The sequence below is a fragment of the Escherichia sp. E14V7 genome (assembly GCF_004212225.1).
GTDB lineage: Bacteria > Pseudomonadota > Gammaproteobacteria > Enterobacterales > Enterobacteriaceae > Escherichia.
Genome location: NZ_RHJJ01000018.1, coordinates 133,170 through 154,703 on the forward strand (window position 1 = coordinate 133,170; position 21,534 = coordinate 154,703).

The following is a 21,534-nucleotide window of genomic DNA, read 5'->3' on the forward strand; positions in this document are numbered from 1 at the left end:
ATATCTATGCCCTTTCTGCGCAAGATAGTTGTGTTTCTTATAATAGTAATAACAAACAAAGGGTTGTGCGATGAGACTACACAGGGTATTTTCATTAATAAAACTAAACTGGTCTTCTCTTCACATTTAAATAAAATCGTGCTCAGGGTGGTTAACCATACAGCCGAGCATTATTTATTACAGGCAGTAATTCAAAGTTACGATCCTAAAACGGGTATGGCAGCTAATGATAATCAAGTCTCACCCTTTATAGTTTCTCCTCCTGTCCACGAACTACGTGCCGGTGATGATACCTTAGTGTCTTTACTTGCAGTGCCGTCACGCGCGATTCTCTTACCATCAAGCAGAGAAAGTTTATACTATTTGACGCTAAGACTAATACCATCTGAAATTAAAATGTATAATTCGGTTAAGTTACGCTTAGTCACTGCTTATAACATCAGGGTCTACTGGCGCCCGATGTTTGATTCAATTAAGGAAAAAGATATTTATTTTTCTTGCAATAATGGTGAATTAAATATTTTAAATCGTTCGGGTTATTACAGGGAAGTGACGCAGCTATTTATTGATAAGTATAAGATAAAAAAGTCTCTACTTATTAGACCCGTACCACCTTATGGTAAATTGGAAATAAATACTTCTGTTCAACATTGCTCACCTGGCGTGCATCAGGTTTCATGGCGTTTTCGGGATGACTCTGGTGTGCCATCTGATTTATATCAAATGGATTTATAGCGAGTTGTGATATGAATGTTTTGATAAGAAAATTCCCCTATATTTTTTGTAGCATTCTGATTTTTTTTGCCCCTGTTGTTACGCAGGCAATTACGATGCCAACTCCGACATCTGCTCCTTTAGAGGAATATGCATATTTAAACTTTCATGCAGTTGTTGAAGCCACAACATGCGATATCTCTCTGGATAAAACAGAGGTTGAAACGACGATAAATAAATCGGTACTGGCTGCTGTAGGTCCAAATAATGTCTATCCGCTTGATATTCTCGAACTAACTCTGAATAACTGCACAGGCCTCATTGATGCGGGAAAGAATGTGATGGTTGGTTTTAGCGGGCAGGTGGCAGATACTGATCGCACTTTCCGTGCAGCAGATTCGAAAAATGTTAAGTTATCCGCTGTTTTTAATTTTACCGATCAATTTACGGCACCCAACATTGCACATTGTAACCAGGGTAATGTGATTAATTATAATAATCTTACTGCAAATTTACTTCCCTGGCCAGTAACGCCAGCTCCTTCAGGTGAACTCCACTCATTGAATGATAGCAAGGCAAAACTATTCACAGGCATTTGTGTTCCGCCTGATGGTGATTCCGGAAATGGTCAATTTCACGCTGCATTAGATATCACATTATTCTTCATCTAATCATGAATCATAAGAAACTTATTGATCTGCTCTTATCCAGAGTCGAAACAAACCTTCTCAGATTATCATTAATATTAATGATTGTTGGGCCATTTTTTTCCCAGAAATCGTGTCATGCTGAAGATTATTTCGATCCTGATCTACTGGTGACAGACCAGCAGGGCAGCATAGAAAAAATAGACCTTAGTCAGTTTGAAAAGGAATCATCACTTGCTGAAGGAACATATCTGGTTGATGTTATTGTTAATACTGTATGGATATCTTCAGAAATGGTTAAGTTTAAGGTATCTCCCCACGGAGAAAAACTGACTGCGCAGTTAAACCGCGAACAACTTAGTCGTTGGGGCGTTAATACTAATAGTAATGACGCACTTGCAGCTTTAAAAAACGGTGAATATATTGATGATTTGTCACGTGTTATTCCTGGCGCAACGCTTCGTTTTGAACAGCAGAAACTAAAACTTAATGTTGAGATTCCTCAAATAGTAATGAAATCATCTGAATCCTCTCAGCTTCCTGCAGTTGACAAATGGGATGACGGCATACCCGCTCTGATGTTTAACTATATGTTCAGTGGTATGCAAAGTGATGCTGATTTCTCCAACAGACATGCAAGAATGCGTTCTTTTTTTCTTTCATCACAAGGTGGTGCAAATTGGGGACCATGGCGGTTACGCAGTTCCATTACATGGTCGCAACAGGCAAATTCACCGACATTCTCTAACCGATATATTGCGAGAGATCTAAAACAATTAAAGAGTGAACTTACTCTGGGAGAAACCTGGACACAAAATGACATACTGGACAGTATTAATTTTACAGGTCTTAAGTTGAGATCCAGTGATGACATGAAACCTGACAATCAACGTGGTTTTGCTCCTGTTATTTCTGGTATTGCCAGCTCGCGTGCGCAGGTTAGTATTTATCAGAATCATAATCTCATCTATCAGACATCCGTTGCTGCTGGAGATTTCCGGCTAACAGATATCCCACAGACAATGAATAGCGGTGAGTTGACGGTAATTGTCCGGGAAGCAAATGGTAATACCCAGCAGTGGGTTCAACCCTATACCGGACTCCCCGTCATGCAGCGAAATGGCCATGCTGAATATGAGTTTGAGATGGGGAAAGCTATATTTAACTCTTATCATAAGGATGTTAAACCAGCATTCGAACAGGGAACTCTTATTTATGGTTTACCTGCAAACACTACTGGCTATGGTGGCTTTTTGCTTTCTCGAAATTATGTAGCCATGACGGCAGGTGCTGGCGTTTCACTGGGAGAATTGGGCGCTGTATCGATTGATAATACCTGGTCTCATGCAAGCCAACCTCATAGTTCTACGGTATCGGGTAATGCATGGCGACTTAAGTACTCAAAAAATCTTCTTACTACGGGTACAACTATTGATATCTACGATTTTCGTTATGCGTCGCGTGGTTATATGTCCTTCATGGATAGTCAGACTTTACCTGTTATAACTTCTTTAATGGGGAGTCAGGTATTAGGTGCATTATACAGAAACAGAAGGCGTCGCCGGAATTTACAACAAATCATTTTGCGACAAAATTTTAGTCATTGGGGAAATTTGAATCTTAGCGCAATTCATGAGGATTACTGGAATTCAAGTGAAACTGATAACCGTTTTAGTTTTGGATATGGATTGTCTGTTAGTTCGGTTTCTCTGTCGTTAAACATCTCCGTTAATAAAAATCAGCTCACCATGCCAGGGCAGAAAAAGAATTGTGAGGTTTCTTTTAACCTTTCAGTACCGCTGGATACCTTCTCATCCAATTCAAATTCCCGTTATGGTGATCTCAGTTATCAGGCAATTCGCGACCCTCGGGGGGATTTTAGTCAAATGGCCAGCCTTTCCGGAATGTTAAATGACAACTGGAATTATGAGTTTGGACAGTCATCGTCACAAGGCCAGGATGCGATGACAATGTTAAACATGGGGTATGACGGAAGTACGGGTAATGCGCAATTTGCCTATGACTGGAGTCATCATCAGAAGACGGCGAGCGCCAGTGCTACTGGCGGCGTTGTCATCCATCCTTGGGGAGTGACGCTGGCACCTGTTTTAGGGGATAGTATTGCTCTGATCCGCGCCCCCGGCGCTTCCGGGGTTCATATCGTTAATACTCACGAAAATACTGATTGGCGAGGTTATGCCGTGGTTCCATCACTCACTAATTATCGCTATAACGCTATTAATCTCGATCCTGATGGTCTGGATAGCCACGTTATGTTAACGGAAACCGGAAGACGCGTTGTGCCGACAAAAGGTGCTGTTGTTGTTGCAGAATATCCCGTACGCACCGGAAGGCAGGCCATTATAACGTTGCATTATCAGCGAGGTGTTGTCCCTTTTGGTGCGATAGTAAGTCTAGCGACGGATCATAATAAAGGGAATGCGGGAATTGTTGGTGAAAATGGTGAAGTTTACTTATCCGGATTAACTGATGAAGGATACTTACACGTTATATGGGGTAGTGAAATAAATAAACAGTGCAGTACATCTTTCAAACTACCGCACGATTCCGACCGTTATTTAGATGAATTAACCCTGACTTGTCATCAACACCCCCTTTCCTCGAGATAAACTTATGTTCAGATTTATGTTCCTGCTGTTCCTTATGGTCTGTTCTTGTTCCCACGCAGCATCATTCTTAGCAACATCTGTCTCTGATGGCAGCCAGGCGCAATGCGAAATTACTGGCATAAGTCATACACAAGGTGCTGTTTTTCCTGTTGCGCTTGGTGTTCGCTGTAGTTACCAAACACAAAATAATCGAAAATTTGCACTGTCCATTGGGAGTTCCATTACTGTCGATATTTCCGTGAGCTGTAACGGACTTCTGAACACGCCTCCTTCACCATTGGGAAAAGTGTTGTCCCCTACAGGAACAGATATGAGCTCTTATTACCCTTTGGGATATTTGTTTAATGCAGGAGCAGGACAAATTTTATGTCAGATATTTTTTAATAATTCCAACCAAATAGTGAAGCCTGGATTATACGTTGCCGGGTTATTTAGTGATTATCAGGGCCAGCCAGACGCATGGGAATTGGATGGTTATGTCGCAATCAATAATAAGACCGTACCACAAGATACTGGTTCTGTTTACTGTTATCTTATTACTCCTCAAAACACTATAGATATGGGGATTATAAAACCGAATAGTGAGTCAAAACAGATGAGCATTGATGTTGGGGTTAATTGTTCTGGGGCAACCCCTTCGATGGATACTGAACTGGGCTATTCTGTGCGATTTAGTAAATTTAATTGTTCTACTGATTGTTCGTTACTGGGTGAATATGTTCCTTATCCTGGCAGTGTTGCCGATCCCGGCGATGATCCGCAAACCGGTTTTACTATGAATGATGTTATGCAGTTTAAAAATGGTCAGACGACGAATACAAAAAACTATACCACGTTATGGAAAATCAGAGATAACAGCGGAAACCCCAGAGATATTTCGGCTAAAGCATATGTGGATATATATTATTATTAGAATTTAGTTTTTTTATATCAACACTCTCTTCAGGATTAAATCCATAGCATTATGCATATGCACGGCTGATACTATGTTTTATATTATTTTACTGCCATTATTCCAATCAAAATTATTCCCCTTTAAAGCACCATTTCTAACCAGTTTATATGTGGGTGTTTTCAATTATATTTTAATGATTAATTTAAACGATAGCCTGTAATACTTATTACTGTTTATTATAACTGTTTTATGGTTTTTTATTTATTTTGATTTTTATTAATCTTGTTGAATCTAATCAGAGAGCAAAGGATCAAGGTTTTGATATGACTTCAACAGTATATGAAAAAAAAACCACGCATGATGGGTTAACAGTCACATTAAGCATGCGTAAAGGTGTTTATAGAGGAGGCTTATACTTCGACAGTGCTGACCTTGGGTATCTTGGGGATATCGAAAAATATCATATTTATTATCTTTTGAAGGTAACTGATAAATATGGTAATCCTGTTTCTGGAAAACAAATAAAGCTATGTGTAGATGCTATTACATTTCATACAGTCTCTGATTATAACGGTTTTGAACCAGTAATAAACTACTCTGGAGATTTGAAGCAAAGTAATCCTGAGGTTAGTGTCTGGACTAATGTAAACATTGACAGCAATGGTGAGTATCTCGCTGGCTTGCTCCCTTGTCTGATAAAAAAAGGGAACAGCCAAACTAAACGAAATACAGTTGGACCATATACTTATGCAGTCGTTGAATTGGTTTTTATTGTTGATGATGTTGATATTCGAGCCGTAATGAATATTGATGACACTTTCGAACCACTAAATCTTTCACCGCTGTATGATTATCCAGTGGTAACTAATTCCACAGGTAACTATAGAGATATCACTGATACAGTAATTTACTATCCATCAGTTTATGATCTTGAATACCCACAGTTAAGTAAAAAAGTGTATTTTGGGTTTCGTGAAGATGCTATTTACATACATGAGGCAAAAGATCTGGTCGGGGTTTCGGTAGATGAAAATAATCGAGCTAAAATGCCATTTACTGAGAGTGAAATTAATAATCGAGCTGTCTGGGCTTATGGAGCTAATACATCTGGTTTTTTATCTGCACCGTTACGTTGTCGGGAGGCTAATTCTCAACCCAAATCCGAAATTATAATCAGCCCGCAAAATAACAGTAATATCTTTCCCGGGCAGACGGTTTATGCCACTTTCCAGTATCAACTGAAAACCGGTGAAAGTTTTTCCGGAACCGAATGTCCATTTAAATTAAACCGGGGGAATTTTTATCCTCCTGATATCTCCTGGTGGCAGGACGGCAATACCTTATATGGCGGCTGCTTACTGACTGTGAATGACAGCCTGAAGAAAGGTGACCAATTGTCGTGGACGGTTTCCTGCTGCCTGGACAATAGCGGCATTCCGCTTGCCTCTGAAACCGTGACCTGGAATGTAGCCTGGGATGCCGATATTGATGTTGACGTCACTTTTGTCGCCGATACGTCTGCATTAATTGATTACAGCAATGACAGCACGCGACCATTATCTTCTCGTCCCACCATGACCTGGCGACTGACCGTGCCGGGACTCAGAAACACCCAGGCCTGTTTTTATCCCCTCGTGACCCGCATTACTGAAGATGCCATCATCAGCGACGCCTCGTTCAGTGAAATTGTCCCCTGTGCGGCAGACAGAACCAGTGGGGATTATTTTTACGTCATGCTGGACGACTTGGGGAGCGCTGTCATTAACGTGCAGCCCCGGGAAAACCGCACGCTGCTTACCGCGTTCAGCGCCGGGATTTATGGCGTCGGGACGATGGTCAACACCGCGAACTTTTTTATCAACAGTGCCTGGGAGGCTGCGACGGCGCCAGCTGTCAGCGTGGCAGAAGGGCAGAACCCTCAGGCGCGCCCCGGTGATGACAGCTATGGCCTGGCGACATTTCCGCTGCTTTCTAACTGGGAGGCGGTGAAGGAGCACGACCTGCTCGGCGGCGCGGTGTATCTGTTTGCCGGAAAAGAGATACAGAAAAAGAACCACTACACGCCACTGACGTTACTGGGAAAAACGCAGATCCCGCTTAAAGCCAGTGGTGGCGCACCCGATATCGCCCTGTATTTTACCGAATCTAATTTCGAGGCCGGAAAGACTTATTACATCCATGCCTGTCTTGTCGAAAATGCCTATCTGCACAAAGGGGTGAATTATCTCCGTCTGCAGGAAATCAAATTTGAAATTCCGCAGGACCAGCCTGCCGCACCGGACGGGGTGAAGCGGACCTATCGTGCACCGGAATTTGTCTGTAAAGACGGCGCGGTTATTGATGAAGATGATGTGCTGCTCGGGCGCAATGAAATCGGCTATCAGGGGCTGGAATATCGTATTCCGTTATCCGGCGGGCAAAAACACCTGGTGGCGGGCGATCAGATAATGGCCACGGCATATCTGCACGCGTGGAATAAGCAGACGCAGGAAATGGAAAACAGTAATCCGCTGTTAAAATTAAATCAGCCCCATACCGTAACAGATGCCGATATAAATCGGGGCTATCTGACGGATGTTATTTCCATAGACGATCTGGCGGGCTGCGATATGCCGCCGCAGGGCGTGGATCAGAGCACGCTGAGAGTGGAATACTATTGCCAGAATAAGCAGGAATTCTCTTATCTGCGCGAAGTATTCATTGATATAACAATGTAATTAATAAAGTTAAAGGTGATGTCATGTTAAATATGCGAAAAATTAAATCTATAGAGAAGTTTAAATCTGAGAAATATCTCAGAGATGCTCATCCGGTGACTTCTCATGTTAACGCCCTCACTCCAGGGGTATTAACATGCAGCTTCCCTTCTCAGAAAGGGATAGTGCGAGGGCAGATTATTTATCTGGAATTTTATTATAAATACCAGAACGCGGAAATTGCCATGGATCCTAGCGCAATAAAAATGGATGTGGCGAGTAAAAATATTTTACCAAAACCACAAGGTGAGGGAGAATTTACGGATACTGACGGTAGCAAAGTTTATATGTACAAGTATTCGTTCAATGTACCTAACAATATTGCTCTGGGCGATAAAGCGATCGACTTGACATTGACTGTACAAGCCCTGGGAGCAGCTGCGCCAGTAACATGTCACTGCCAATATTATGTACTGGAGTCAAATACTGATCTCGATGATGAGATTACTATCTCTTTTGATGACACTCAGATTATTGATTTGAATGCCCCGGAAACTCTTAATGATAGTTATTCAAATCTGTCTGGTGTCACCTATATTACTGGTACGATAACGTATAAACGTAATTTGACGAAATATCCTGGCGATGAAACACATCAGGATATCCAACTGTATCTGCGACCTGTAAGTATGGCGCAGGCGGTATTCGAAAACGTATTTTTTATGATGTCTGATACTAATCAGGGGGGGGGCAAAGCATATCCTGACATGCAATATCATTATGTTAGTAATTTAACCTCGAGTAAACTTGATGGTTTTGTTATTAACCTTAAAAATGATTCAGCATCGAAAACTGGCGTGGCAAAGTTCCGTATTTACCCCTGTGCTAAAGATGCCGGTTTCCTGGTAATGACAGTAAGTTCAGGTTCCCCGGATATTGATACTTCTGACTCTAAAGGTCTGTTTATTGAAGGCATTACGCCAGAGTACATGGGATATTCAATGTACTTTGAAAATACTGACGGTGATATTCTTGATGAAGATCAACAGAAAGTGAATTTGCATTTCAAATCTCTGGAAGATGCCGAATCTAAACCTGATTATGGCGGTTTTATAAACGATACCATTCTTGTGTTTAATGAGCCAACTTATGTTGATCTTATGGGAACAGCTGTTATTGGTGATCGAACTTTTTTGGGGCGTTATGAGGTTCCTTCAAAACCGCAGAAAACGATTTATCCCTTTGAATTCGATACTACAGAGTTAATGGTACAGGATAACGTAAATAAAGCCAAAAACAGGATTTCATACATTGTTGCTGAACATAGCGGCAACGTAGGGATTTCTGAACATAAAAGACTTATTGTCACGAAGGCAATTCCAGTGACGCCGCCGAAAAAAGGAACGTTAAAATCACCAACCTTTATTGATGTTAGTGGAACGGAAATGGTATCAGGAGGGATCATTAATAAGCATCGTATTGGGAATGGCCTGCCTGGTGAACATATGTACTATCGTATTCCGGTTGCTGGAAACCTTACTGCGGGAGATGTTATTAATACTAAAATTGAATTATCGTATTACGATGATGATAATTATGTTTATTCAAATTTACCCAGTCGGTTGCTTCACTCCTACGAAATTATGCCAGCAGATGTTACACTAGGTTACCTCCAGGTCGAGGTTATGTATGAAGACCTTTGTAATTGCAACAGCGATCCTTTTGGTACAACCAGTAGTAAGTTAATTATCTGGTATGAGACTGAAGGGAACGCTGAAGCTGTGTCTTCTACGCTAATTCTTAATATCGATACAGTAATGTAAGTCAAACATGGATACCAGCAATAACGCTGGCATCCATGTTTATATTCTATTGCAATAATATTTTGGTATTAATATGTCAAATTATAAATTATTAATCATAGGTGGCATATTATCTTCATTGGCAGGGTGTGCTTATGTTGTGCATCCTCACTGGGATAAATGTGGTAATTCTGCATGCACCGTACAGGCGATAAATATAACAAAAAAATAGGCTGTTGATTTACAGGTCTGTTTGTTGATTGTTATTTTTATCTACATAGGGGATTAGTTTAAGTTTTTCAGAAAACCGCCGTTATAATTAGTGTGGCGGTTTTCTGACTATTAAAAATAGCACATTACTACTGTTCTTTATTCCCTTTATTTGGGAAGAAAAACAGAAGTATCAAGGATTGGATACAACCACCTGAACTTTTCGTTTCTGAGTCTCTTCAGTGACTTTCCAAGTACTGTTTGTTGCCCCTGTTATATCGATATATTTACCGCTATTGACGGAGTCCTCGACCTGCCACTGGTAGTTCAATACACCGCACGCTTTTGTACAGGTTGGTGTAGCTGTCAGAGTGTCATTAACGATAGGTGCGCCAGAAACACCGGTACCGCCGCTAATTACCACTTTAATGACATCGTCGCTTCCAGAAATCGGTAGTCCACCCGCTGTTCCGTTTACCGTAGCCTGAACAGGTTTGCCCTGGAATGGCTCAGTAATATTTTTGTCAGTTTGTGGAGTAACAAATAGTGTAATTGTCTGTCCTAAATCTTTGTCCTGAATAGTGTAAGTTTCGGTCACCGCCACTTCAGTAGAACCAATCTTCCAGCTATAGAGTCGGGGAGTCGTTGTATCGGGTTTATCTCCATCAACATCGGCAAATGCAAAGTCATGAGCGGGATCGATTTTTACGACATCGCCGTGGTCAAGAATGCCATTTGCATTTTTATCCTCAAAAGTAATCTCACCTGCAGTCAGGGTTGGCTCATGTCCTGTAATGGACATCGTTGCGGAAGAGGTGATTATTGCTGCGACGGCATTAACACTCATACTGAGTAAGAAGCCCATTGTAATGCTGGCGGCAGTCTTTTTTTTTAAGCTTAGTTTCATATTCTCTTGTCTTACTATTTATTAACAAATACACAATACAGATATGGGATAACGATGACTTTCTGGCTCAGTAATAAGTCATTTGATAATTTGTACCCGCACTTTTCGCTTTTGATCGGCGGTGGAAGGAACATATGTCATCTCTGTGGCACCCGGAATATCGACATAATTATTACTACCTGCTTGATCTTCTCTCTGCCATTGGTAAGTCAACGCATTGCAGTCTGTGCTACAAGGCATTGTTGCTGTCAGCGTATTTCCCACTACAGGCACACCAGTAACCGTTGCGACAGAAACTGTTGTCAGATTAAAGATCAGGCGTTTGCCGGTATCTTTGCCATTAATTTTGACGCCAACAGGTAACTTTGGATTTTCCAGAAGACCACTAAATGTTGTGGTGTAGTGTCCAGGGTTGCTTTCCTGAACGGTATCGAAGGAATATTTCGATGTATCTACAGTACTGTCAGCAATAAAGAATGTTATGCGTTCTTTTTCGTTGCTAATTGGCTGGCCCTTGCTGTCTTGCAAGGTAAGGGCCAGAGTCGACTTTTCCGTGCTTCCGACAGAAAACGTTATCTTGTCAGCAGTAAGCGTACTTTGCTCAAGTGCGGCTGATGTATCTGTAAAAATGATGTCAGCAGATGCCAGCGTTGTATCTTCCAGGCTTGCAGTAATAGTAAATTTTCCAGCACTTTCACCGGCAGTTACCGTTGTTGTGTAAATTCCATTACCAGACTCTTTGAGTTTTCCCAGTTGCGGCAATACCGGAGCCTGAGGCTTTAAAGTGACGGTTCCTTTCGCCAAAGCCATACCGTCTACCAGCGAGTTGATTGGAGTAAATGCACCATTGAGAATTATCTGCTCTGCTTTGCCGCTTATCGGTTTTTTCTCATTATCCAGTAGAGCAATTGTCAACGTGGTTTGTGTTTTTGTATCTGCCAGCAGATGCGCCACGGCGATGCTAAGACTGGAATATTTCTTACTTATTATCGGTGGCGTAAGAACAACCTGCATTTCGGCGGGTTGCGATGCATTACCACGGGTATCATGCGCAATAGCGGAGATTCCCCATGCATTGATCGCGCCATCTTTCCATTCCGGCAACACCATCTGCCAGTGGGCTCCCTGACCGATCAACTTACCGCCCGCGGCTAAAAATGATGCGTCATCCCATTCAATATCTTTCAAACCATGTTTTGCCTGCACATCAGGCAACAACGGAATGACCTGTTTTGATTTTCCTGTTACTCGCCCCGGGAGGTGTAATTTGATAACGGTTTGTTTGCGATACTCAAGAACGATGTCGTTATTACGATTAACAAGGTCATAGCGGCTGCCATTCAGGGTACGAATGCCTTCTACGGCATCCGTATTTAATTGCTGACGGAGTGGGGTGCCGATGCGCCAGTTCACATCCGCTTTTAGCTGAGTGTCATGTTTTCCACTCTCGCCAGTGCGATGTTCCGCGCTTAATGTCAGCAACGGAAATGGAGTGAAATTCACGCCGACAGTAAGAACCCGGGGGTTTTTCTGCCGGTTTTCTTTACCAAACAGCGCGACCTCCCGACCGAAATACTGCTCATACGTTAGCCTTGTCCCCAGTTGCGGGAGAGCGGGAAGGTATCCTTCCAGACGTAAATCCCAACCATTGGCAGGCCGTTCTTCATAATCTTCAACATTCGGAGATGCTTTCCATCCGGTTAGCCCGATGTAGCCATTAGCGGAAAATTTAACAAAATTACGCCAGTATTCGGCGCCAATCCCCGCCCGGGCATGATCACCAGATAAATCGTAATCGATAAAGGTATTGAGGCCATACATCGTTTGCTGGTTGAAGTGGCGATAACCAATGCCTTGGTTCACAATGCCCCGCCCGTCCACACGGTGGACGCCGCTTTGAGAAAACAGCAGATTGTTCGGCACGTCGTACCACGGATGAAGCAATATAAAAGAGGAATCTTTTAGCGATAAGTTATCGTCGGCGTTGATTTCTATTTGTGCTGTTCCGTAATGTTGCAGCCATTCAGCGGCGCTTTGATTTGCCTTACCCAGCACAAAGCCTTTGGCCATCGCTTTTGCCATGTTGCTATCCGTATGACCAGAAAGCACTCCTCCAGCCTGAGACGCGAAAGCGGCTAACTGAGTTAATTGAGCATTTTCCTGATCACGATCTTCCGCTTCTGTATCCGTACGTGAGCTATCTCGTTGCGTTTCATAAGGCGTGGCTTTTTGCTCGGCGAGCAAAGCGGCATCCGCACTGGCCATAGCAGGCGATATAACCTGGCAAATCGAACCGATCACGACCGTTATACTTTTAAGAACAAAACCGTTGACCTGCTCCCCGTTGATTAATACACCGCGATGTTAGTAATGTCTTCATAAGCCACATGAGGACATCCCCATGAAGAAGCGTTTTTCCGACGAACAGATCATCAGTATCCTCCGCGAAGCTGAAGCAGGGGTTTCTGCCCGTGAGCTCTGCCGTAAGCACGCCATTTCCGATGCCACCTTTTATACCTGGCGTAAGAAGTATGGCGGTATGGAGGTGTCCGAGGTTAAGCGCCTGAAGTCGCTTGAGGAAGAGAACGCAAGACTCAAGAAGCTGCTTGCTGAAGCCATGCTGGATAAGGAGGCACTTCAGGTGGCTCTGGGGCGAAAGTACTGACGACAGACCAGAAGCGGGAAGCCGTTGAGTTTATGTGTGATGCGACCGGTCTGTCGCAACGTCGTGCCTGCAGGCTTACAGGTTTGTCCCTGTCGACCTGCCGCTATGAGGCTCAGCGTCCGGCGGCTGATGCGCATTTATCAGGGCGCATCACTGAGCTGGCACTGGAGCGCAGGCGTTTTGGCTACCGTCGCGTCTGGCAGTTACTGCGCCGTGAAGGCCTTCATGTTAATCACAAGCGCGTGTACCGCCTTTATCATCTGAGCGGGCTGGGCGTAAAACGCAGACGACGTCGTAAAGGGCTGGCAACAGAACGTCTGCCGCTGCTCCGCCCGGCGGCGCCCAACCTGACCTGGTCGATGGATTTTGTCATGGACGCGCTCGCCACCGGTCGCAGGATCAAGTGCCTGACCTGTGTGGACGACTTCACGAAGGAGTGCCTGACAATCACCATCGCATTCGGGATTTCAGGCGTTCAGGTCACGCGTATTCTGGACAGCATTGCACTGTTTCGAGGCTATCCGGCGACAATAAGAACTGACCAGGGGCCGGAGTTCACCTGCCGCGCACTGGATCAATGGGCCTTTGAGCATGGTGTTGAGTTACGCTTAATCCAGCCGGGCAAGCCAACGCAGAACGGATTTATTGAGAGCTTTAACGGACGATTTCGCGATGAATGTCTGAATGAGCACTGGTTCAGCGATATCGTTCACGCCAGGAAAATCATTAATGACTGGCGGCAGGATTATAACGAGTGTCGTCCACATTCAGCACTGAATTATCAGACGCCATCAGAGTTTGCAGCACGGTGGCGGAATGGGAAATGTGAAGGTAAACAAACCGACATTACTAACTGATGGTTGTATCTAATACTGGGGGCAGGTCACCGTGGCTAATTATTTTGTTGGTATTGTACATATTCTATAGATGAAGGCATTTTTATGTTAAAAATAATTTTGCTTTAGGAAAAAATGTTGATGAAGCAAAAGCATGTACTATCTTATAATCAGCATTCATTAAGTTAAATTATGAATAAGCGCCATGAAGAGAGGGTGATTCCTGTATTGATGTAATTTTGGTTAATGAACAAGTAGGATGATTGTTAGCACTGTAGCGAGTTATAAATCAGCATACAGCCACTGGACCCTGTTGAAGGGGATATAAAAATTATGATTTATTTTTTTGAAATGAAAGGCAAAGTATTTGCAATGATTTTGAAAAAGTGTATTTGTCCTGGTAATCGATAAGTGCGTTAAATCTTTAGACATTGTCTGCTGCGCCAGCATTAATCCTGTGCTATAGAGTTAAACCATCCCGTGGATACACGTCTACACGGTTAGGTATGCCTCGACCTTCCGACTTATCCAAATCTTCTTTTTGCCGATAATTTATTAAACAATATAAGTAATCTGTGAGGTGATGCTATGAACGATTATGAAGCACTAGAGAATATGATGAAAGAGATTCAGCAAATCGTCTCGTTTCATGCCGGAGCCGAAACGAGAGTCCAGACCAGAGTGACTATCAGGAGTAACGATGATAAGCACATTTTAATAAACATAGGTGAAATTTCAGACATAGATATTCATTTTAAAAATCCTGTTATGAAATAGAGTTACTCCACCTTTTGTTAGTCAAAATGTCTGAATTTGTCATATCATACGCTTTCTGGCGATGGAACAGACATAATTGCGATAATGCTTCATGTGGTACATTTTTAGCTTTTATGTCTGAAATTGATATCTGCATAGTATTGTATTCAATGGTTATTTCTGGTATTTAAACCAAGAAAGCTGACATATCCATTTTATAAAAACTTGTTTTATCAGTAGAAATTTTATTGCGTTAATAAATGTCCTGGTTGTTAAAATTATTTTCTTTTCACTTTCTGCACTCTCCGGATTCTATTACTCCTGTCATTACTGAAGAGCTGTTCTTATGCCTGGTAATGTGAATACATGAACTGTTGCTGATAATCTCTAAACCGTGATTAGCCTTTCTTTATGTACTCATATCACAGCATTAACTTTATTCTCACTTGTTGTACAATGTAGTAACTTATTTTGTGCCTGATCAGGCCTGGTAAAGTATCAAGAGCCCCGCGGGATAATCTGAAACTGTTATGCTACAAAAGATGTCATATACCTTTTCTACGTTGCAGCAGCGCTATCTAAAGTTCTATTGTAGCTTGGTTCAATCTTTCTCTCAGTCTGAATCCCGGGCAATAACAGAGCCACTAGCTTCTTCTGTAGTGCAATGAAAAGAGTATCGAATGAATATTAATACACGGCAATTATTTGTGTTGTCGACGCTTGCCGGGACAGTTCTGACGACCTCAATACCCGTTTATGCGACAACGGCAAAAGATCAAACACTGGTGATAACTGGGCATAAACCCGTGGCTGCCCCTGAACTTACCCTAGGGGATACATTAACGCTGGAACCTAAATTCAGCGATCCTGATGGTGATACTGAAGATACTTCTCCATCAGGGACGACGTATCAGTGGCAGGTGGAAACGTCCCCAGGGCAGTGGGAGGATATTCCAGGACAGACCACGACCCAATACACACCCTCTTCAACAAATAAAGGTCATGTACTACGCGCGCAAGTCACAGCGCGAACAGACAGTAATAATACCATTCCCTTTGAGGGGGATGCGATTGCCTCAGGTTCTGTTGATACCTACAGCGTAATCAGCAGTACAAAGTCATCATTGCCAGATTGTGTTGGGCTGGCCGATACCGATATTAAATGCAGCGTGACGTTGATCAATAGCCTCGGCGAACCTGTCAGTAATGCGATTGTTGATATTAAGCCGGGATATTCTGCAAAAACAACCTCAGGGACCACGGATAGTAGCGGTCAAACGACCGTTATTGTGCACCCGGATAAAGTCGTTGATGCTGCGGAGGATAAAGAGGCTGAATCTGTGATAACCGTTAATAATGTTGAGGTCTTACCCAGGATAAAAGTCAAGGTTACACCGATAGTCGAGCTGTACGATAAAATAAGCAATAAAGCCAGAGACTGGTCTGGGCTTATTACACATGGTGCTTATTTACCGATTAACAGTACCGTGGGTTTCGCAAGCGCAAATGGGAAAAAACTGGATAGTCATCGTTGGAAAGTTGAAGGTGTGACCCCTGCCGGCGAACAAAAAATCGTATTAGATGCAACAAATACGGAAATTCAGATTACTGATAAACCAGGTGTCGGTATGGAAGGCTCAATGAAATTTACTGATACTATGACGGGCATTGTACAAATGTCTCAATCATTTCGTTTTATGAGCTATGTTAAATTTTCTAATGTAATCGTATCACCATATGCTGGTATTGAAAATGTTTGTATAAATTCGGCGGAAGCAAAAGCGTTAGGTTCTAACGACGGGCTGGCAAGAAATGATCTGTTTAATTGGGATTATGATGGACTGCATGAAGGGGCGCTTTGGGCAGGGATTTCCTATTTGCCAAATACGCTCGACGGTGCTTATCGATATGGTGGTACTGGGCGCTATAGCTGGGTTCATATAATACAAGGGGTATACGCAGACTCCCCATTGAAACAAACAGGTAGTGTGCCTTCGCCAACTGATGTTTTATGCCGTTAATATTTATTATTCTATTTTTTAGTGACCGCACATGCGGTCACTTCTTTCAATAAAATCTGTCAGTATGAAATCAACATTCCGGTTAATACTAAACCGAATCGTGTTGCAGACCCTTCTTTTCCCTCTCACGTATTTCAGTCGTTATCATTAATGTCATATGCTGTAGCGAAAGCAGAATGCCGTCTACCGTATCTCTTGAATCCATAATTCACTTCTTAAACTGTAATATGTTGCTACGCGAAAAATAAATAATCATTTTAAAACAACAAGTTGCATCTTAAATTCGCGATTTAAAATAATATCACATCAAAATTGGATAATCCTGTCATAAAGTTCAGTGATGCAAGTGAGGTGTAACAGCATTCACTAACCGGCACACGAAGAACTACTGTTCACTATTTTAGCCCGGTTGTGAAAGCGCAGAACAGAGCTAACGGTGGGGATATCTCTCGCCACAGTGATTCACATAAGGGAGCTATGGTGAATATGATTAATACACAGGAACGTTATACTACTTTCCAGTTTGGTGATTTCTCTTTTACAAACGACGGTTTTTTATGTTGCGGAGCGGAAGAAGTTTATCTGCCGCCTAAAGAAGCTGGCGTGCTTAAGGTTTTATTAGCGAATGCAAAACGCGTGGTCAGTAAACATAAAATTATTAATGATGTCTGGTCTTCTGCGGTTAGCGACGAGTCGCTGACGCGAAGCATTTACCGTATTCGTAATGCACTTGGGCAGAATAAAGAAAATATCTTTATTGAAACTGTTTACGGCAAAGGATACAGATTCGTCATAGACGTTAACGCCACAGTATCAGATGCCCATACAAAAAACAGTGGATATCAGACACCCTGTCACGCTGTACAGTTAATGGCAGAAAAACGCACGTTAGCCGGTTATGAATTTGCGGCGTCAGATGCGGTCTATTACGCAGCATCGAAAACAAACCGCAACTGTAGCCAATGTGATTTTCTGAAAGAGTTAATCTCTGCGCTTAATAGTGATTTTCCGCTAAGAGAATAATTCGACTTCTCATACCCATCGACGCACTGGACGGTGGGTACTTGCCATGTTAAAGCCAGTCCTCACGATTGTGAGCCGTAGCCTATTGTTAATTGATTTCTCACCACCGTCATGGAGGGTATTAACTGCCCTTTATAGCGCACGTTATAAATAAAGTGAAAAACGCCGCCTGCCGATAAATGACGAACTGGTGTTAAATGGCCGGCGAGAGCGGGCAGGGGCTGACACCAGGTCGTACTGCATAAATTGATTTCCAGTCCCTGTGGCGGTGGAGTAAGAAGATTTATTTTCCACGTAATATATTTCACGGGCGCGTTACGTGGTACGACGGTGGGGGCGTGAAGAACACGCCCAACCAGTAATTCTTCGCCTGTAGTCAGCGTGCCACCGCTGCTCTGCTGGCTCCAGCTTCCTGCGGAAGCCAGGCATAATGACGAATGGAGCGCCAGCAGCAGAAATGCTGTATTAATGGCTTTCATTATTTTTGTCCGCCGATGCAGGTCGACATATGTAACATTCGGTCATGTGCAATCTCCTGCGTAGACAACACTACCAGCTGTGGGTAAATCCGGCGCAGAAAACGGGAAAGCATGGTTCTGAGCGGTGGCGCGACAAGCAGTACCGGCGGAATATTACGCGAGTTTTGCTCAAGGATAGCCTGTTCTGTCTGGCGGATCAGGCTGTCTGCAATACCCGGTTCAATGATGCTGTTGTTCTGGATTGCCTGCAGGAGAATCTTCTCAAGGTTGCTGTCGAGGCCAATCACGTCGATATCTTTATTATTACGGAACCAATGTTGGGTAATTGCCCGACCGAGGCGGCTACGGATTTGAGCGGTTAAATCATCAGGGTCGGTGATTGTTGGCGCAAATTCAGCCATCGTATCGATAATTGTGCGCATATCACGGATAGAAACTTGTTCCACCAGGAGATTTTGCAGCACTTTATGGAACAGCGTTAAAGAGATCACGCCAGGAATTAAACCATCTACCAGGCGCGGCATATCTTTTTCAAGGCGATCGAGCAGCAGTTGGGCTTCATTGCGGCCAAACAGTTCGCCAGTGTGCTGGGTAATCAGATGATTCAGGTGCGTTGCTACGACGGAGGCCGGGTCTACTACGGTATAGCCCTGTACCTGGGCCTGCTCACGCTGTACTTCATCAATCCACCATGCCGGGAAACCAAATGCCGGGTCTTTACACGGTGTTCCGTCCAGATCACCTTCGGCGCAGCCTGGGTTAATTGCCATCCAGCGTTCAGGGTGAATCGTGCCATGACCAATTTCCACGCCTTTCAGCAGGATACGATAACTGCCTGGTTCAAGGCTCAGATTGTCACAGATGTGTACAGACGGCGGGAGAAAACCCATTTCATGCGCAAAGTTTTTACGCAGGCCACGGATACGCGTCAGTAGCTGACCGTTTTGATCGCTATCAACCAGCGGAATTAAACGGTAGCCCACTTCCAGCCCCAGTACGTCTTCAATCTGTACGTCTGCCCAGGAGGCTTCGGCTGTAGCGTGAGCGGCTTCAGCGTGGATTTCGTCACGCGTTTTATCTTCTTTGCTGGCCGACTGATTATTCTCCTGGCGACCGCGTAACCACCAGGCTAACCCCAGCAGTGCAGCGGTAAAGAGCAGAAATACCAGATTAGGCATACCAGGGATCAACCCAAGCAGACCGATTACGCCAGCCGCCAGCAGCATTACCTGAGGATTGTGGAACAACTGACCCACCATTTGCTCCCCGACATCCTGTTCGGTCGCTACGCGCGTCACAATAACACCGGCAGCGGTGGAGATTATCAGGGCAGGGATCTGGGAAACCAGACCGTCGCCAATGGTTAACAGGGTATACGTTTCACCTGCTTGTCCGATCGCCATGCCGTGTTGCAGAACACCGATAGCGAGGCCGCCGATGATGTTAATGGCCATAATCATCAGGCCCGCGATGGCATCGCCGCGCACGAATTTACTGGCACCATCCATTGAGCCGTAAAAGTCGGATTCCTGGGTCACTTCGTTACGACGGCGCTTGGCTTCGGCTTCACCGATCAGACCGGCGTTAAGGTCGGCGTCAATGGCCATCTGCTTACCTGGCATCCCGTCGAGAACGAAGCGAGCGCCCACTTCGGCAATACGTCCGGCACCTTTGGTGATAACCATAAAGTTAATGATGATCAGAATCGCGAACACCACGATGCCGATAGCAAAGTTACCGCCTACCAGAAAATGACCAAACGCCTCCACGACGCGACCCGCCGCTGCAGCGCCGGTGTGGCCTTCCATCAGGATGATACGCGTCGAAGCAATGTTCAGCGCCAGTCGAAGCAGGGTGGCAAACAGGAGGACCGTCGGGAATGCCGAGAACTCCAGCGTGTTTTTGGTGAACATGGATACGAGCAGGATCATCAATGAAAGGACGATATTGAACGTAAACAGGGTGTCCAGAAGAAACGCCGGGAGCGGCAGGACCATCATGGCGAGGATCATCATGATCAGCACCGGGCCGGCCAGTATTCGCCACTGGGTATCTTTCAACTGTGGTAAACGTAATTTAGTGGCGATATCAGACATCGGTATTCATCTCGTGGTTAAAATCCAGTTTTTCCGGTACAGGAAGGTTCCGGGGTGGTACGGGTTTGGTTTCGCCGGTGTGGCGCCAGCGACGCAGGCTGTAGACCCACGCGAGCACTTCTGCCACCGCGCTATAAAGTTCTGTTGGGATCGGTCTGCCAATCTCGCTGTGTCGGTAAAGCGCACGCGCCAGCGGTGGCGCTTCCAGCATCGGGATCTTATGTTCTTTCCCCAGCTCTCTGATGCGCAGCGCGACTTCCCCTGCGCCTTTGGCCAGCACGATTGGTGCGCTCATACTGTTTTCTTTGTAGGACAGGGCGACGGAGTAGTGCGTTGGGTTGTTGACAATCACATCCGCCTCAGGCACATCGGACATCATGCGGCTTCTGGCGATAGCGCGCTGCATCTGCTTGATTCTGTTCTTGATGTGCGGATCGCCTTCCTGCTGCTTAAATTCATCGCGTATTTCCTGGCGGGTCATACGCAGCTTTTTCAGGTTGCTGAAGATCTGGTTAAAAATGTCATAGCCAACCATCGGGATAATGCACAGCAGTACCATCATCAGGCAGTGCAGAATCAGGTCCATCGCGCGGCCAATCGCTTCAGGCAGTGGAGCACTCACTAACTGGATGAAATGCTCTTTATTATTAGTAAGATACAAAGTACAGCCTGTTCCTACTAAAGTAACTTTCAGACATCCTTTTAATAATTCAGCGACCATTTGCCCTGAAACCATCCGTTTCATTCCTGAAAGTGGATTTAAGCGTTTTAAATCTACTTTCAGGCCACCGCCCAGGTGAAGCCCACCAATCAGTAATGGCGAGGCAATCCCCACTACAAACAGCCCAAGCAGAAAGGGCATCAATGCCTGAATCATCATTACCAGCATGTCGTAAAGCTGGTGAATCATGCTTAACGGGTCCTCAATTTGATGTCTGTTGAGGGTTAACCCGGAATGCAATAACTGTAATAACGTGCGGGCAAGGTTTTCTCCGCTACCCGTCATCAGCGACCAGCCTGCTAACAGAATCAGCAGGGAGGTGAGTTCTCTGGAACGAGGAATCTGCCCTTTTTTCCGCGCTTCTTCTTTTCGGTGAGCTGTGGGCTCTTCTGTTTTTTCCTGATCGCTTTCTTCTGACATACACCTGCCTGGGTCT

The 21,534-nt window shown here is 44.3% G+C and carries 15 protein-coding genes; 10 read left to right on the top strand and 5 right to left on the bottom strand.

The features are described from left to right. Positions 1 to 6 precede the first annotated feature (6 nt). The 6 genes from D9741_RS20180 (at position 7) to D9741_RS20205 (ending at position 9,405) form a co-directional block, all read left to right on the top strand. The gene (locus D9741_RS20180; RefSeq protein WP_130209577.1) at positions 7 to 735 is read left to right on the top strand and encodes a fimbria/pilus periplasmic chaperone; all 729 of its coding nucleotides are present in this window, start codon (positions 7 to 9) and stop codon (positions 733 to 735) included. A 95-nt stretch (positions 736 to 830) separates the two neighbouring features. Then, positions 831 to 1,385 (top strand): hypothetical protein, encoded by a 555-nt coding sequence (locus tag D9741_RS20185; RefSeq protein ID WP_130209579.1) that lies wholly within the window; start codon positions 831 to 833, stop codon positions 1,383 to 1,385. A 2-nt stretch (positions 1,386 to 1,387) separates the two neighbouring features. Then, on the top strand, positions 1,388 to 3,991 hold the full coding sequence (locus D9741_RS20190; protein ID WP_130209581.1) for a fimbria/pilus outer membrane usher protein: 2,604 nt from the start codon (positions 1,388 to 1,390) through the stop codon (positions 3,989 to 3,991). A gap of 310 nt (positions 3,992 to 4,301) precedes the next feature. Next, positions 4,302 to 4,904 carry a hypothetical protein gene (locus tag D9741_RS20195; RefSeq protein WP_130209583.1) on the top strand — a complete coding sequence of 201 codons (603 nt, stop codon included), beginning with the start codon at positions 4,302 to 4,304 and terminating at the stop codon, positions 4,902 to 4,904. A gap of 305 nt (positions 4,905 to 5,209) precedes the next feature. Further along, on the top strand, positions 5,210 to 7,603 hold the full coding sequence (locus D9741_RS20200) for a hypothetical protein (RefSeq protein ID WP_130209585.1): 2,394 nt from the start codon (positions 5,210 to 5,212) through the stop codon (positions 7,601 to 7,603). A 23-nt stretch (positions 7,604 to 7,626) separates the two neighbouring features. Further along, complete coding sequence (locus D9741_RS20205) at positions 7,627 to 9,405, top strand: hypothetical protein (protein WP_130209587.1); 1,779 nt, start codon at positions 7,627 to 7,629, stop codon at positions 9,403 to 9,405. 382 nt (positions 9,406 to 9,787) lie between these two features. On the opposite strand, the gene D9741_RS20210 is transcribed toward D9741_RS20205, so the two are convergent. Both D9741_RS20210 and D9741_RS20215 read right to left on the bottom strand, forming a co-directional pair. Then, a complete protein-coding gene (locus D9741_RS20210; protein ID WP_130209589.1) occupies positions 9,788 to 10,501 on the bottom strand; it encodes a ZirU family protein in 714 nt (237 codons plus the stop codon). Between the two features lie 78 nt (positions 10,502 to 10,579). Then, a complete protein-coding gene (locus D9741_RS20215; protein ID WP_130209591.1) occupies positions 10,580 to 12,766 on the bottom strand; it encodes an inverse autotransporter beta domain-containing protein in 2,187 nt (728 codons plus the stop codon). Positions 12,767 to 12,902: 136 nt separating this feature from the next. Here D9741_RS20215 and D9741_RS20220 point away from each other — a divergent pair. From D9741_RS20220 to D9741_RS20230, 4 genes are all read left to right on the top strand, one after another. Beyond that, a protein-coding gene (locus tag D9741_RS20220; RefSeq protein WP_130209593.1) for an IS3 family transposase occupies positions 12,903 to 14,023 on the top strand; the annotation gives its coding sequence in 2 pieces (ribosomal slippage) (positions 12,903 to 13,161 and positions 13,161 to 14,023; 1,122 coding nt in all). A gap of 567 nt (positions 14,024 to 14,590) precedes the next feature. Beyond that, positions 14,591 to 14,779 (top strand): hypothetical protein, encoded by a 189-nt coding sequence (locus tag D9741_RS23425; RefSeq protein ID WP_130209595.1) that lies wholly within the window; start codon positions 14,591 to 14,593, stop codon positions 14,777 to 14,779. Positions 14,780 to 15,438: 659 nt separating this feature from the next. After that, a complete protein-coding gene (locus D9741_RS20225) occupies positions 15,439 to 16,779 on the top strand; it encodes a hypothetical protein (RefSeq protein WP_130209597.1) in 1,341 nt (446 codons plus the stop codon). 486 nt (positions 16,780 to 17,265) lie between these two features. After that, on the top strand, positions 17,266 to 17,802 hold the full coding sequence (locus D9741_RS20230; protein WP_165382798.1) for a winged helix-turn-helix domain-containing protein: 537 nt from the start codon (positions 17,266 to 17,268) through the stop codon (positions 17,800 to 17,802). A gap of 62 nt (positions 17,803 to 17,864) precedes the next feature. Here D9741_RS20230 and D9741_RS20235 read toward each other — a convergent pair whose 3' ends face one another. Genes D9741_RS20235 through flhB form a run of 3 tightly spaced genes read right to left on the bottom strand, consistent with a single transcriptional unit; the run spans position 17,865 to position 21,518 of the window. Further along, positions 17,865 to 18,281: a flagellar protein FlhE gene (locus D9741_RS20235; RefSeq protein ID WP_130209601.1), complete on the bottom strand. Its 417-nt coding sequence runs from the start codon at positions 18,279 to 18,281 to the stop codon at positions 17,865 to 17,867. Next, positions 18,281 to 20,377 (bottom strand): flagellar biosynthesis protein FlhA, encoded by a 2,097-nt coding sequence (gene flhA / locus D9741_RS20240; RefSeq protein WP_130209603.1) that lies wholly within the window; start codon positions 20,375 to 20,377, stop codon positions 18,281 to 18,283. Before flhA ends, D9741_RS20235 begins: the two co-directional genes overlap by 1 nt. Next, positions 20,370 to 21,518, bottom strand: a complete 1,149-nt coding sequence (gene flhB / locus D9741_RS20245; RefSeq protein ID WP_130209605.1) for a flagellar biosynthesis protein FlhB — start codon at positions 21,516 to 21,518, stop codon at positions 20,370 to 20,372. The genes flhA and flhB overlap by 8 nt, the downstream gene beginning before the upstream one ends. Positions 21,519 to 21,534: the final 16 nt, after the last annotated feature.

Excerpts from the sequence above, each read along its gene's own strand:
- D9741_RS20180 (WP_130209577.1), top strand. The coding sequence starts at position 7 with ATGCCCTTTCTGCGCAAGATAGTTGTGTTTCTTATAATAGTAATAACA.
- D9741_RS20185 (WP_130209579.1), top strand. The coding sequence starts at position 831 with ATGCCAACTCCGACATCTGCTCCTTTAGAGGAATATGCATATTTAAAC.
- D9741_RS20190 (WP_130209581.1), top strand. The coding sequence starts at position 1,388 with ATGAATCATAAGAAACTTATTGATCTGCTCTTATCCAGAGTCGAAACA.
- D9741_RS20195 (WP_130209583.1), top strand. The coding sequence starts at position 4,302 with ATGAGCTCTTATTACCCTTTGGGATATTTGTTTAATGCAGGAGCAGGA.
- D9741_RS20200 (WP_130209585.1), top strand. The coding sequence starts at position 5,210 with ATGACTTCAACAGTATATGAAAAAAAAACCACGCATGATGGGTTAACA.
- D9741_RS20205 (WP_130209587.1), top strand. The coding sequence starts at position 7,627 with ATGTTAAATATGCGAAAAATTAAATCTATAGAGAAGTTTAAATCTGAG.
- D9741_RS20210 (WP_130209589.1), bottom strand. The coding sequence starts at position 10,501 with ATGAAACTAAGCTTAAAAAAAAAGACTGCCGCCAGCATTACAATGGGC.
- D9741_RS20215 (WP_130209591.1), bottom strand. The coding sequence starts at position 12,766 with ATGGCCAGTGCGGATGCCGCTTTGCTCGCCGAGCAAAAAGCCACGCCT.
- D9741_RS23425 (WP_130209595.1), top strand. The coding sequence starts at position 14,591 with ATGAACGATTATGAAGCACTAGAGAATATGATGAAAGAGATTCAGCAA.
- D9741_RS20225 (WP_130209597.1), top strand. The coding sequence starts at position 15,439 with ATGAATATTAATACACGGCAATTATTTGTGTTGTCGACGCTTGCCGGG.
- D9741_RS20230 (WP_165382798.1), top strand. The coding sequence starts at position 17,266 with ATGATTAATACACAGGAACGTTATACTACTTTCCAGTTTGGTGATTTC.
- D9741_RS20235 (WP_130209601.1), bottom strand. The coding sequence starts at position 18,281 with ATGAAAGCCATTAATACAGCATTTCTGCTGCTGGCGCTCCATTCGTCA.
- flhA (WP_130209603.1), bottom strand. The coding sequence starts at position 20,377 with ATGTCTGATATCGCCACTAAATTACGTTTACCACAGTTGAAAGATACC.
- flhB (WP_130209605.1), bottom strand. The coding sequence starts at position 21,518 with ATGTCAGAAGAAAGCGATCAGGAAAAAACAGAAGAGCCCACAGCTCAC.